This is a genomic window from Streptomyces lycii (assembly GCF_009735685.1).
Classification (GTDB): Bacteria; Actinomycetota; Actinomycetes; order Streptomycetales; family Streptomycetaceae; genus Streptomyces; species Streptomyces lycii.
The window spans coordinates 9,801-23,199 of record NZ_WHPN01000376.1 but is presented as its reverse complement, the minus strand read 5'-3'; the positions used below and the strand labels follow the sequence as shown (position 1 = coordinate 23,199).

Sequence of the window (13,399 nt, the reverse complement as noted above, 5' to 3'; positions counted from 1 at the left end):
GGGATCTCCAGCCACGGTTCGGGCTGCGCCATCAGCGACAGCAGCACGATGAGCACACCCAGCAGCCCGTACGTCAGCATGTCCGTGAACCGCGAGCGCACCGCCAGCATGCCCACCGACGGCAGCACCCGGCGCAGCACCGACCCGGTGATCATGGCGAGCCCGATGGTCAGCGTGCCGATCCGGGCGACCCCGAAGGCGACCAGGACCAGCCCGAGCACCGTCCCGCCGAGCACCGTCAGCAGCGGCCACTGACGGGCGGGCGCCGGGGCGTCACCGGGCGCGGCCCGGCCGCCGCCCTCGGGCCGGGCGGTGTCCCGCGTCAGCCGGGGGAAGCGGCGGGACTTCTGCCGGGCGCCGGTCTCCTCCGGCTCTCCGGGCCCGTCCGGCCTGCCCGGCTGTCCGGCGTCCGCTGTCGCGGTCATGGCTGCGCCCCTTCCGGATCAGGCCGTGGCGGCGGCGTGCCGCTCGGCGGCTTCCACGACGTTCTGCAGGAGCAGCGCGCGGGTCATCGGGCCGACGCCGCCGGGGTTCGGGGCGACCCAGGACGCGACCTCCGCGACCCCGGGGTGCACATCGCCGACGATCTTGCCGTTCTCGTCCCGGCTGACGCCGACGTCGAGCACGGCCGCGCCCGGCTTGACGTCCTCCGGCCGGACGATGTGCGCGGAACCGGCGGCCGCCACGACGATGTCGGCCTGCCGCAGCTGCGCGGACAGGTCGCGGGTGCCGGTGTGGCACAGGGTCACGGTCGCGTTGACCTCACGGCGCGTGAAGAGCAGGCCGATGGAGCGGCCGACGGTCATGCCGCGGCCGACGACCGTCATGTGCGCGCCCTTGGTCTCCACGCCGTGGCGGCGGAGCAGGGTGAGGATGCCGTTCGGGGTGCAGGGCAGCGGCGCGTCCTGGTTGAGGACCAGCTTGCCGAGGCTCATCGGGGCGAGGCCGTCGGCGTCCTTCGCCGGGTCGATCAGTTCCAGCACCCGGTTGGTGTCGATGCCCTCCGGCAGCGGCAGCTGGACGATGTAGCCCGTGCACGACGGGTCCTCGTTGAGTTCGCGGACGACCGCCTCGATCTCCTCCTGGGAGGCCGTGGCGGGCAGTTCGCGCTGGATGGAGGCGATGCCGACCTGGGCGCAGTCACGGTGCTTCCCGGCGACGTACTTCTGGCTGCCGACGTCGTCGCCGACCAGCAGCGTCCCGAGGCCGGGCGTGACACCCCGGGCCCCCAGCGCCTCCACACGGGTGGCTAGCTCGGACTTGATCGCGGCCGCGGTGGCCCTGCCGTCGAGAATCTGGGCGCTCATGCCGCCATCATCCCGGATCGGGCCGCCGCCGATCCAATCAGGTCTCCCCCGCTACCAGCATGCGGACAGCGGGCACACGACTCCCGGGGCACCTTCCGGTGGCAGGCCGCTGGACAGTGCCCGCACCGAGTACGGATGATTACGCACCGAAACCGCCGTTACGCCGTTCGAAGGAACCGACCATGAGCCAGTCCGATCCCAACAACCCGTATGCCGCGCCGCAGGGCGGCCAGTATCCGTCGTATCCGCAGGGCGGCGGGCAGCCCCCGCAGGGCCAGCCCTACGGCCAGCCGGGCCACCCCGCCCCGAACCAGCCCTACGGGCAGCCGTACCCGGGCGGCAACGCCATGCCGCCGCAGATGCCGGGCATGCTGAAGGCCGCGCGGGTCCTGCTCTTCGTCTTCGGCGGGCTGGGCATCGTCGGCGGCTTCTTCACGGCGATCGGCGGCAGCGCCCTCAGCAACGCCGACGTGCAGGAGGCGTTCGAGGACCAGGGCCTGGCCGTGGACGAGTCCATGGCGGGCATCCTGATCGCGGTGGGCGTGGTCGGCCTGCTGGTGTCCGTCGCCCAGATCGTGATCGCGGCCAAGTTCGGCAAGGGCGGCCCCGGTGTCCGGATCGCCGGCATCGTCTCCGCCGTGGTCATGGCCGCTGTCGGCATCTTCTACTTCCCGCTGGGCATCGTGTGGATCATCGTCGGCATCCTGATCGTGGTCTTCCTCGCCGTGAAGGACTCGGCGGCCTGGTTCGCCGGCCCGCGCCACTGAGCGCCGTCACCGAGCGCACGCGCCGAAGGCCGCGCCCCGTGGGGGACGCGGCCTTCGCGCTTCGTCCGGGAGCCGCGCACTCTGCCGGAAGCCGCGCCCTGCCGGGAGCCGCAGCGGTCACCCGCCGGCGGACCTCAGTGGAAGAAGTGCCGGGTCCCCGTCAGGTACATCGTCACCCCGGCCGCCTTCGCGGCCTCGATCACCTGCTCGTCGCGGACCGAGCCGCCCGGCTGGACCACGGCGGTCACGCCCGCCCCGGTCAGCACCTCCAGGCCGTCCGGGAACGGGAAGAAGGCGTCGGAGGCGGCGTACGAGCCGGCCGCGCGCTCCGCGCCCGCCCGCTGCACCGCGAGCTTCGCCGAGTCCACGCGGTTGACCTGGCCCATGCCGACGCCGACGGTCGCGCCGTCCTTGGCCAGCAGGATCGCGTTCGACTTCACGGCGCGGCACGCGCGCCAGGCGAAGGCCAGCTCGGCGAGGGCCGCGTCGTCCAGCGCCCCGCCCGTGACCCGGGTCCAGGTCGCCGGGTCGTCGCCCTCGGCCTGGAGCCGGTCGCTGTGCTGGAGCAGCGCGCCGCCGGAGATCAGCCGCAGGTCGTTGTCGCCGGCGGGGGCTCCCCCGACGCGCAGCACCCGGATGTTCTTCTTGCGGGCCAGCACCTCGACGGCGCCGTCCTCGTACGCCGGGGCGGCGACGACCTCGGTGAAGATCTCCGCGACCTGCTCGGCCATCGCGACCGACACCGGGCGGTTCACGGCGATCACGCCGCCGTACGCCGACACCGGGTCGCAGGCGTGCGCCTTGCGGTGTGCCTCGGCGACATCGGCACCGATCGCGATGCCGCACGGGTTGGCGTGCTTGATGATCGCGACGCACGGCTCGTCGTGGTCGAAGGCGGCCCGCCGGGCGGCCTCGGTGTCGACGTAGTTGTTGAAGGACATCTCCTTGCCGTGCAGCTGCTCGGCGTTGGCGAGGCCCTCGGCGGTGCCGTCGGTGTAGAGGGCGGCCGACTGGTGCGGGTTCTCGCCGTAGCGCAGGGAGTTCTTGCGCCGCCAGGTCGCGCCGGTGAACTCGGGCAGGGCGGTGACGTTCTCGCCGTGCTCGGGGGCGTAGGAATCCGTGAACCAGGAGGCGACGGCCACGTCGTACGCGGCGGTGTGCTGGAACGCCTCGGCCGCGAGCCGCTTGCGGGCGGCCAGGCCGAAGCCGCCGCCGCGGGCGGCGGCGAGCACGTCGGCGTACCGCCCGGGGCTGGTGACGACGGCCACGGACGGGTGATTCTTGGCGGCGGCGCGGACCATGGACGGGCCGCCGATGTCGATCTGCTCGACGCACTCGCCGGGGGCGGCACCGGAGGCCACGGTGTCGCTGAACGGGTAGAGGTTCACCACCACCAGCTGGAACGGCTCGACCTCCAGCTCGGCCAGCTGCCGCCGGTGGTCCTCCAGCCGCAGGTCGGCGAGGATCCCGGCGTGCACCCGCGGGTGCAGGGTCTTGACCCGGCCGTCCAGGCACTCGGGGAAGCCGGTCAGCTCCTCGACCCTGGTGACCGGCACGCCCGCGGCGGCGATGCGGCCGGCCGTGGAGCCGGTGGACACCAGCTCGACCCCGGCCTCGTGCAGGCCGCGGGCCAGCTCTTCCAGGCCCGTCTTGTCGTACACGCTGACCAGCGCGCGGCGGATGGGCAGCCGGTCGTTCCCGGCGCTGGGCGGACTCGTACCTTCGGCGGTCGTCACGGGATCAGTACCTTTCGTCCCTCGATGCGGTAGCCGTTGCGGGCCAGTCGCCCCACGACATCGACGAGCAGCTGGCGCTCGACTTCTTTGATCCGCTCGTGCAGTGCGGACTCGTCGTCCTCGTCCCGGACCTCGACCACGCCCTGGGCGATGATCGGGCCGGTGTCGACGCCGTCGTCGACGAAGTGGACGGTGCACCCGGTGACCTTCACGCCGTACGCGAGCGCGTCGCGCACGCCGTGGGCACCGGGAAAGCTGGGGAGCAGGGCGGGGTGCGTGTTGACGAACCGCCCCCCGAAGCGGGCCAGGAACTCCCGGCCCACGATCTTCATGAAGCCCGCCGAGACGACCAGGTCCGGCTCGTACGCGGCGGTGGCCTCGGCGAGCGCCCGGTCCCACGCCCCGCGGGTGGCGTGGTCGCGCACCCGGCACACGAACACCGGCAGCCCGGCGCGCTCGGCGCGCTCCAGACCGGCGATGTCGCCGCGGTCCGCGCCGACGGCGACGATCTCCGCGCCGTACGAGCCGTCCGGGGCGGCCGCGACCGCGTCGAGCAGGGCTTGGAGGTTCGTACCGGAGCCGGAGACCAGCACCACCAGTCGGCAGGGACGGGCGGGCTGCGGGGAGGACGCTGGCACAGCGGGGCTCTTTCTACGGGACCCAGAGGTTTGTGGGGTCGTACAAGCGAGAGAATCCTGGAGATACGGAAGACCCTACGAAGCCGCCGACCGCCGGCAACGATACCGGCACACCGTGCCGCCCCCGCGGGACGGGGCCACGGGCGCCGGGTAGCGTGCGTGCCAGGACCGAACCGTCCCGCAACGCCCGCGCCCCGGCGCGGAGGCCATCCGGGGGACGACGACACAAGGGGAAGAAACACTCCAGATGCCGGACCGACGCCGCCGCGCGGCCCTCAGCCTCCCGACGCTCCCCACCGCAGTGCTGCGCGACCGCAGGCCACCGTCCGCGTCCTCCGCGCTCCGCGGCGACGGGCGGGACCGGGACGGGCGGGGCGGCCGGGGAACGCGTCCCGGCACGGACCGGGACAACCCCTTCGCGCCGCCGCCCGAGGGCCGCCCCGACCAGGAGTGGCGCCCGCGGAACCCGGAGGGCGGCGACGGCTCCGGCGGTTCCGGTCCGGGCGGTGACGGCTCCGGCGGTTCCGGCTCCGGTGGTTCCGGCTCCGGCCACGAGGGCGACGGGCAGCGGCAGAACTGGGGCCGGTGGAGCAGCCGGCAGCCCGGCCGGCACACCGGCGGCTTCGGCACCGGCCCGCGGCAGAACGGCCAGGGCGGCGGGCCGGGCGGCCCGGGCCCCGGCGGGCTGCGCTGGGACCCCACGGACCCCAACCAGCGGCGCGCCCGGTACGCGCTGCTCGCCGGCATGTGGGGCTTCTTCTTCGCGCTGTTCAGCCTGCCGGAGATCGCGATGCTGCTCGGCGCGCTGGCCCTCTACTGGGGCGTCAGCTCGCTGCGCGGCAAGGCGGGCCGGGACACCGGACGGGACGGGAACGGCAAGCCGGAGACACCGAGGGCGACGGCGGCCGACGTGTCCGGCGGCACGCCGGGCCACGAGCAGACCGCTCCCGCGGGCCGCGGCGACGTGCCGCCGGGTGCCCCCGGCCCGGCCCAGAACGGCTCCCGCCCGCAGACGACCTCGGCGGTCAGCGGGCTGGTGACGGGCTCGCTGGCGCTGCTGATCGTGGCGGCCACCTACACGTTCCAGCTCGTCTACCAGGACTACTACACCTGCGTGGAGGACGCGCTCACCCGCTCCTCGGAGCAGAACTGCGAGAAGCTGCTGCCGGAGCAGCTGCGTCCGCTGCTGACGACGCAGGAGTAGCGCGCCACCCGAGGCAGGGAGCGGCGCCCCGTCGCCGGTCGCGGTTCCGGCCCTCCGTCAGGCCGCGGCGGCAGCCGTCCGGTCGCGGCGCAGCCACCAGGCGCGCAGCGCGAGCGACACCGGCAGCGCGAGAGCGGCCGTCCACAGTGCCGCCGCGCCGCCCGTCCGCCACGGGTCCGGGCCGAACCGGGCCAGCGCCTCCGTCCCGAGCGGGCCGCCTGCCACCGCCGCGAGGAGCGCCGCGCAGCCGCCACAGCACACGGCCGCGTACAGGCCGGTGAGCGCCGTCTCCCGCCATCCGGGCACCGGTTCGCCCGCCCGCCGGGCCGCGACGGCCGCCCGCGCCGTGCTCCGCCCCACCGCGACTCCCGCCAGCACCGGGACCGTGACCGCCGCCCAGGTCAGCGGGGTTCCGGGGCCCTGCCCGGGGAGGGCGGAGAGCAGCGGGAAGTACGGCAGCGGCGGATACCCGGCGGCCCCGAGCGGTGTCGCGAGGCTGCCCGCGCCCAGCGTGAACCCGGGGCCGAGGCCGTAGGCGGCACCCCACACGGCGGCGTTCGGCGCCAGCGCGAGACACAGCAGCAGCAGCGCGATCCGGCCCGGCCACGGCTCGGCCGCCCCGGGGAACGCCGTCCCCGTCGCGACGCCGTGCCACACCAGTGATCCGCCCGCGAGCAGCGCGCCCCCGCCGAGCAGGGCCGCGGTGCCCGTCAGCGCGGCACGCACGGCCGTACCCGTCCGGCGGGGCGGGAGGAGGGCGCGCAGCGGGCCCGGGACGCGCGCGATGCCGCCGCGCACCCCCGCCGGCAGCCGCTGCCCGGCGAGCCCGCCCGCCGCCCATGCCCCGCTCAGCACGGCCAGCGCCGCGAACACGGCCGGGAACACCGCCGTCGCGGGAGCCGCGGCGGGACCGAGCGGGCCGCCCCGGGCGAGGACGGCGGCGCCGAGCACGACGAGCAGATAGCCGGCCCAGAGCCCCGCGAGCGTGCCGAACGACGTGGTGCCGGGGCCTCCTGCCCCGTCCCGCTCCGGTGCCGCCGCGCGGCGTGCCGTCCGGTGCAGCAGCCACAGCGGCAGCGCGCCGACGAGCAGCGGCGACACCCCGACGGGCCCGCCCGCCCCGGCCGGTCCGGCGTTCCGTACGAGATCCGCGCCGTGCCCGAGCAGCCACAACCCCGCCGCGCCGCGCAGGGCGCCGTCCGCGTCGCCGTCCGGGTACGGCGAGACGACCCACAGCAGCAGCACGACGACGACCAGCCCCCCGAGCCCCAGCCCTGCGGCGGTCGCGCCCCCTCCGGCTCCGGCCGCCGCGGCGGAAAGCCGGGCCGCCGGGGCGGGTTCGGGCCGTACGGCGCGTCCGGCGGAGGACGGCGGCGCGGCGGGCGCGGACGGCAGCACACCGGGAGGGTTCGCTCGGGTCACGCCCGCCATGCTGCCAACAACACCCGGTTCGGCCGGTGAACGGCGGACAACCGCCGTGTCGCCCCGTATGCCGGAATCACCCGTACGTCCGAACCACCCCCCGTCCGGGCGACACACCCGGCCCGCCAAAGGCGTTCGCCCCTTTCGGGGGCGGCCCTACACTGACAGCGCGACTCAGGGGGGACCTGCATGTACAGCGTCATTGTCGTGCCACCGTCATGCGAAAGACCCGGCAGCCAGATCAGGATCGCCGCAGGTGAACGGCTCGCCTTCGGCCGCGCGGCCCCGGAGAGCGGTCTGACCGTCGCTCACCCCGGCGTGCCGCGGAACGCCGGCGAGATCACCGCGCACCAGTCGTTCTGGCTCCTCAGCAACCACAGCGCGGACCAGACCTATGTGGTGGAGAACCCGGAGGGCGCGGGCGAGCACGTCAAGGTGTCGCCCGGCCGGCTGGACGCTCCCATCCCGTTCGAGTTCTCCCGGGTGGTGCTGCCCGCGGCCGGCGACCTGCTCCGTTTCGACGTGTGGGCGCCGCGTCACCGCTACAGACCCCGCGGTGCCGTTCCGTCCCCCGGGGCGGCCACGGCGCCGGCCTTCGCCCTCGACCGCACCACGCGCTACTACGCGGTCCTGGCCGCCCTGTGCGAGCCCCGGCTGCGCGCCGAACCGCACGCCCCGCTGCCCACCGTCGGCCAGGTCACGGAGCGGCTGCGGCCCAACTGGCCCACGGTCAGCCGCTCCGCGGTCCACTGGAACATCGACTACCTGGCGGTCAAGCTCGGACTGCGCCCCGGCCCGGAGGCCGCCGATGCCGGTCCCCGGCTGAACGGCAAGAAGGAGACCCTGGTCTCCCTCGCGCTCCGCTTCGACCTCGTCGGCGAGGACGATCTGATCGTGCTCGGCCCGCTTCCGAGCGGAGCGGCCCGGTGACCGCCGGGCACCCCCACGCGGTTCCCGTACCGGCGGGCTACCGTGTCGGCTCCTGGGAGGTGCGCGAGCCGCTCGCGTCGGGCGCGTTCGGCACCGTGTACGCGGCCCGGCGCACCGGCGGCGGCGAACCGGACCAGCCGCGTCAGGCGGCCCTGAAGTTCCTGCCCACCGGCACCCACACCCCGCGCCGGCTCCGTCATCTGCGCGAACTCGCCGACCGCGAGGTGGATCTGCTGCGCCGGCTGCGCTCGCCCCGGCTGATCCGGATGTACGACGTCCTGACCGTCGACGATCCCGCGCTGCCCGAACTCGACGGCGCCACCGTCCTCGTACTGGAACAGGCAGAGGGGTCACTGGAGGAACTGCTCCGGCGCACACCGGTCCCCGGCTCCGGGCCCGCCCTGCTGGCCCAGGTCTGCGAGGGCCTGCACCAGCTGCACCACGCGGGCTGGGTGCACGGCGACCTCAAACCCGGCAACGTCCTGCTGATGAAGGACGGTTCGGTGCGGCTGGCCGACTTCAACATGGCGGCCGAACTGGAGGGCACCCACGCCTACTCCCCCGCGTTCTCCACCCCCGACTACACCCCGCCGGAACTCCTCTGGCCGGAACTCGGCGAACGCGGCCGGCAGATCCGGCCCACCGCCGACATCTGGGCCTTCGGCGTCCTCGCCCATCTCGTCCTCACGGACAGCTACCCGCTGCCCGGCGGCTCGACGGACGCCCGCTGCGACGCGGCGGTGCGGTACGCCAGGGGCACGGAGGAACTGCGGCTGTCCCCGCGGCTGCCCGAGGCGTGGCGGGAGATCGTCACGGACTGCCTGGCCCGCAGCCACGACCTCCGGGCCGCCCACGACAGCGCCTCGCTGCTGCGTCGGGCGGAGCAGGCGGCGGGCGAGGCCCGTTCCGCCCGGCTGCCGAGGCTCCGCCCGCGCAGACCGCGCCGCTCCGCCTGGGTGGCCACGCTCGCGGGGACGTTGGCGGCGACGGCGGCGGCGGTCGCGGTGACGTACGCGACGCTCCGGGACGACGGGCCGACGTACGGCTACCACCGGTGCCCGGCGGGCTCCGTCTGCTTCTTCAGCGAGGAGTTCGGCAACGGTGAGATGTGCGACTGGGCGGACGACGACCCGGACTGGCTGTCGGGCGACGAGACCTGCGCGTGGACCCGCGACCGGCCCGTGCGGTCCATCTTCAACAACGGTGTGGAGGCGCCCGGCCGCGGCGGCGTCGCGTACTACCGGGGAACCGACTTCACGGCGGCCGGCATCGACCGCACCCGGATGGAGCAGCGCACCGGCTGTACCTCCATGCGCCAGCAGGGCAATCTGGCGGGCACGTACGCGCCGCGGTCCCACGAGTGGGTCCCGAACTGCTGACCGCCCCGGCCACCCGCTGCCCCGCTCCCCCGGCCCCTCGCCGCACGGCTCCCGCCGCCCGCCGCCGCGTACGCCGTCTCCCGTACGCCGTCTCCGCGTACGCCGCCTCCGCGATCCCGACTCCGCGTACGCCGCCTCCGCGATCCCGACTCCGCTATCCCCGCCACCGGCACCCGGCACCCGGCTCGCCCCTCCCGCGCCCGCAGCCGCACCCGCACCCTGCGACATTCCAGGCTCCCCGGCGCGCGCGGCGGTGCCAGAGTGACTGGCCCCCAGCCACCGCACGGAAGCCGGTAGGAGAACGCCATGACCCAGCGCGCCCGCGGCAGGACCCTTCGTCCCGTCCCGCTGTCCGCCGCCGCGGTGGCGGCCGCCGTCGCCGCCGTCCTGCTCGCCCCGGTGCCGGCCGACGCCGCGCCCCTCCCGGGCAGTTGCGAGCGGTCCGTCCACCACGAGGCGGGCGGCCAGGGGCTCGCGGGGTTCACCGCCGGACACAGCTTCACCTGGACGGACGTTCTCGCCGAGGGCAACGCCGAGCCGGACGCCCGGGTCAGGGAGATCCAGTGTCTGCTCCGGTACCGGCACGAGGTCGCCGCCCTCGATATCGACGGCTGGTTCGGGCCGCTGACCCGGGCGGCGGTCGTCCGCTTCCAGGAGCAGACGGGCCTGGCCGCGGACGGCGTCGTCGGACCCGACACCTGGCGCGTGCTGCGCACCAAACACTGGGTCGAGGGCCGCGTGATGACCTTCAACCTGCACATGGACGAGCACGCACCCGCGGACCAGGCGCAGCTGATCGCCGACACGAAGCCGCAGGTCGTCGCGCTCCAGGAGGCCTGCCAGAGCCATCTGTCGGACGTCTGGCAGCGGCTGCGCGACCTCCACCAGCCGTACCGGGTCGTCACCGGCTATGTGCGGACCCGCGACGGCGGCGACTCCAACTGCCCGGGCCAGCGGTACGGCCAGGCGATGCTCGTGGCGTACAAGGGCTCCGACGTGGTCGTCGACGCGAGCGGCAGCGTCGGCTACGACACGGCCGACCCCGACTACGGCGAGCGGCGCGGATTCCAGTGGATCGGCACCGAACTGCACCAGCAGCCCACGGTGCTCTACAACACGCACCTCACCAATGACGCCGACACCGCGGGCTCCGAAGCCCGCCGGGACCAGATCGCCCAGCTCACCGCGCACATGAACACCCTGACCCCGGGCGGCCGGAACCTGCGGGGCAGCGTCGCGGCGGGCGACTTCAACTCCGTGCCGGGCACCCGGGAGCAGGAGCCGCTGGCCGCCGGGGGCTGGCACGACGCCGACCGGGGCTGCCCGGCGGCGTGCGCGCCCACGCTCGGTGAGCGGAAGTTCGACTACGTCTGGCTGCGCGAGACCTCCTATCCGGAGCGGCCGGGCCTCCGGGTGGTCCCGGACAGCACGGGACGCTGGTCCGACCACCGGACGGCCTACACGGACCTGCCCCGGCGCTGACCCGGGGGCCGGGCGGTGCGCTCACGGGGGCGCACCGCCGGAAGCCCGCGGGCGCCCCGCGGCAGCGAATACGGGAAAGCGCGGCAGCGCGGCAGCGATACGGGGAGCGCGGCGGCACCACGGAGGAGCGCGGCAGCGACACGACGGCCCGCGGCGGCGGGGACGGGGGACGGCGGTACCGGGGACGCGGGGACGGCGATACCGGGGCTCGCGGCGGCGATACGGGGCCGGCGGCAGCCGTCGGTCCTCCGGCCGCCCGCGGGCACCGGGTCCACGAACCCGTCCGCACCGGGGCCGGGCAACCGCGTCCACCGGGTGGGGAAGCCCGCGAAACACCGGGGCAGGAAACCGCGAGCCCGCTCGCCGGGTCAACGAGCCCTCGGCGGAGCCGGTTCCGGGCTCCCGGTGACGGGCCCGGGAAGATCTTGCGGGGGTGCCGCCCGGGCCGCCGCCGCGCCACGGAACCCCCGTCCGGCCGGCCCGTGGCGCGATATCCTTCCGGCGACCGGGCGGGGGACAGCAGCGCACCGGTTTCAGCGGCTGTGCGGGAAACAGCACATCGGGGGATGGATTCATGTCGGACCAGCGGCCCACGCCGCCCTTTTCCGCCGCGTCCGTCGACGCCGCGCTGGAGCAGACGGGGGCGGCACCGCTGCGGCCCGCGGATCCCGCGCGCATCGGACCGTACTTACCACTGGGGCTGCTCGGCAGCGGCGGGATGGGCCGGGTCCATCTCGCGCGCCCCGCCGACGACAGCCCCGGGCTCGCCGCGGTGAAGGTGATCCGGCCGGAGTACGCCGAGGACACCGAGTTCCGGCGCCGGTTCGGGCGCGAGGCGTCGGTGCACGCCCGGGTCCGCACACCGCACGCGCCGCGGCTGCTGGGCACCGGCTTCGACGACCAGCTCCTCTGGATGGCCACGGAGTACCTGCCGGGTCTCAGTCTGGCGGACGCGATCCGCGACTGCGGGAAGCTCGGACCGTCCGGCATGTGGCGGCTGGTGGCCGAGCTGGGGCGGGCCCTGGCGGCGCTGGCCGACGCCGGGATCGTGCACCGCGACCTCAAGCCGTCCAATGTGATCCTCTCCGCCACCGGCGCGCATGTGATCGACTTCGGCATTTCCCAGGCGGCCGACAGCAGCGCGATCACCACCTCCGGGACCCGGGTCGGCACTCCCGCCTTCATGGCTCCCGAATACCTCCGGGACGGCCGCTGCGACACCGCCTCGGACGTCTTCTCGCTCGCCGGCACCCTGGTCTACGCGGCCACCGGCCATGCCCCGTTCGGCGACGGCACCGGCGTCGACGTCATGCACCGCGTCGCCTTCGAGGAGCCCAGGGCCGAGGTCATGGCGGAGCTGGCGGCGGCGGATCCCTCCCTCGCCGCGCTGCTGTCGGCCTGTCTGGCGAAGGATTCCGCCCTGCGGCCCGGGCCGCGGCAGCTGATCGGCGCGGCCGAGGCGCACGCCCTCCCGGCCTCCTGGCAGGAGCCGCTGCACGGCCGGCTGCTCGCCCGGCAGCAGGCCTGCCGTCTGCTCGGCTCCGCCTCCGCCGAGCAGACGGGGCGCTTCCGCCCGCCCGAGCGGCGGCCACCCGCCCCGGCACCGGTCCCCGGCTTCGGGCCGCCCCCGTCCGTCCCCGCCCCGGCACCGGCCCCGGCCCCGTTCCCCGCCGGCCGGTACGGTCCGCCGGCGGGCGGCGCGGGAGCGGCGGCCGGACGACCGGTGCCCCGGCGACGCCGCCGCCCGGCGCCGTATCTCGCCGCCGTCGCGGGGCTCACCGTCTGCGCGCTGGCCGTGGGCGCCTTCCTGCTCACCCGCCCGGACGGCACCGTCTCCGCCCCACCGGCGGCCACCGGCTCCACCACGCCCGAGGTCGGCGAGCAGTCGCCGCTGCCCGCCCCCTCCGGGCACGTCCCCTCCTCCCCGTCCGACCGGGACGAGGACGACGGGGACACCGGCGGCAGGACCGGCGGCGACCGGGAAGCGGAGGCGGAGCGGAGCCCGGACCGGCCCGGCGGCGCGGGCGGCTCCGGCGGCGCGGAGCAGCCGTCCGACGGTACGGACACCACGCCGACCCGGCGGCCCGCACCCTCCGAGGACGCGGGCGAGCCCACCACGCCCGCGTGGATCTCCGGGTGCAGGCACTACTCCGGGACCGCGATCACCCGCTACGGCGACAAGGGCTCACGGGTCCTCCAGGTGCAGTGCATGCTGACCAAGCGCGGCTACAGCGTCGGCGGGGCGGGCGTGGACGGCGAGTTCGGCGACGACACCAGGGCGGCGGTGCGGCTCTTCCAGAGCGACCGGGGGCTCGCGGTCGACGGCGAGGTGGGCCCCAATACCTGGAGGGCGCTGCGCCGCACGTCCTGAATCACGCCACCCCGCACCCACCGGGCCGGGAACGCACCCGTGCCGCACCCGCCCCGCCGGGAACGCGCCGTGCCCGGACGACCGCCGCCCGCCCGGCACACCCCGGCCGTCCCGCCCCGGCGGCCGTCCCGCCCCGGCGACTGCCTGCCGGTCGGCCGTCCCG

Annotated in this window: 11 protein-coding genes; 6 read left to right on the top strand and 5 right to left on the bottom strand. The window is 75.6% G+C overall.

The window, feature by feature from the left end:
* Nucleotides 1–425: DUF3017 domain-containing protein (locus GCU69_RS25770; RefSeq protein ID WP_156207317.1), on the bottom strand; the 425-nt coding region annotated here is incomplete at its 3' end.
* Between the two features lie 18 nt (nt 426–443).
* Nucleotides 444–1,307 (bottom strand): bifunctional methylenetetrahydrofolate dehydrogenase/methenyltetrahydrofolate cyclohydrolase, encoded by an 864-nt coding sequence (locus GCU69_RS25765; protein ID WP_156207316.1) that lies wholly within the window; start codon nt 1,305–1,307, stop codon nt 444–446.
* Nucleotides 1,308–1,489: 182 nt separating this feature from the next.
* Here GCU69_RS25765 and GCU69_RS25760 point away from each other — a divergent pair, with 182 nt between their 5' ends.
* Nucleotides 1,490–2,074: a hypothetical protein gene (locus GCU69_RS25760; protein ID WP_156207315.1), complete on the top strand. Its 585-nt coding sequence runs from the start codon at nt 1,490–1,492 to the stop codon at nt 2,072–2,074.
* Between the two features lie 134 nt (nt 2,075–2,208).
* On the opposite strand, the gene purH is transcribed toward GCU69_RS25760, so the two are convergent.
* A complete protein-coding gene (gene purH / locus GCU69_RS25755) occupies nt 2,209–3,810 on the bottom strand; it encodes a bifunctional phosphoribosylaminoimidazolecarboxamide formyltransferase/IMP cyclohydrolase (RefSeq protein WP_098753608.1) in 1,602 nt (533 codons plus the stop codon).
* Nucleotides 3,807–4,448, bottom strand: a complete 642-nt coding sequence (gene purN, locus GCU69_RS25750) for a phosphoribosylglycinamide formyltransferase (RefSeq protein ID WP_098753607.1) — start codon at nt 4,446–4,448, stop codon at nt 3,807–3,809. The genes purH and purN overlap by 4 nt, the downstream gene beginning before the upstream one ends.
* Nucleotides 4,449–4,695: 247 nt before the next feature.
* Between purN and GCU69_RS25745 the strand changes: the two genes are divergently transcribed.
* Nucleotides 4,696–5,652, top strand: coding sequence for a hypothetical protein (locus GCU69_RS25745; RefSeq protein ID WP_156207314.1), 957 nt, complete (start codon nt 4,696–4,698; stop codon nt 5,650–5,652).
* A gap of 57 nt (nt 5,653–5,709) precedes the next feature.
* On the opposite strand, the gene GCU69_RS25740 is transcribed toward GCU69_RS25745, so the two are convergent.
* The gene (locus GCU69_RS25740; protein ID WP_156207313.1) at nt 5,710–7,074 is read right to left on the bottom strand and encodes a cell division protein PerM; all 1,365 of its coding nucleotides are present in this window, start codon (nt 7,072–7,074) and stop codon (nt 5,710–5,712) included.
* A 189-nt stretch (nt 7,075–7,263) separates the two neighbouring features.
* On the opposite strand from GCU69_RS25740, the gene GCU69_RS32815 reads away from it, so the two are divergent.
* From GCU69_RS32815 to GCU69_RS25725, 4 genes are all read left to right on the top strand, one after another.
* Nucleotides 7,264–8,004, top strand: coding sequence for an FHA domain-containing protein (locus tag GCU69_RS32815; RefSeq protein WP_170315933.1), 741 nt, complete (start codon nt 7,264–7,266; stop codon nt 8,002–8,004).
* Nucleotides 8,001–9,383 carry a protein kinase domain-containing protein gene (locus GCU69_RS25735; protein ID WP_170315932.1) on the top strand — a complete coding sequence of 461 codons (1,383 nt, stop codon included), beginning with the start codon at nt 8,001–8,003 and terminating at the stop codon, nt 9,381–9,383. The genes GCU69_RS32815 and GCU69_RS25735 overlap by 4 nt, the downstream gene beginning before the upstream one ends.
* A gap of 306 nt (nt 9,384–9,689) precedes the next feature.
* Complete coding sequence (locus GCU69_RS25730) at nt 9,690–10,865, top strand: peptidoglycan-binding protein (RefSeq protein ID WP_156207311.1); 1,176 nt, start codon at nt 9,690–9,692, stop codon at nt 10,863–10,865.
* A gap of 574 nt (nt 10,866–11,439) precedes the next feature.
* Nucleotides 11,440–13,236 carry a serine/threonine-protein kinase gene (locus GCU69_RS25725; RefSeq protein ID WP_156207310.1) on the top strand — a complete coding sequence of 599 codons (1,797 nt, stop codon included), beginning with the start codon at nt 11,440–11,442 and terminating at the stop codon, nt 13,234–13,236.
* Nucleotides 13,237–13,399: the final 163 nt, after the last annotated feature.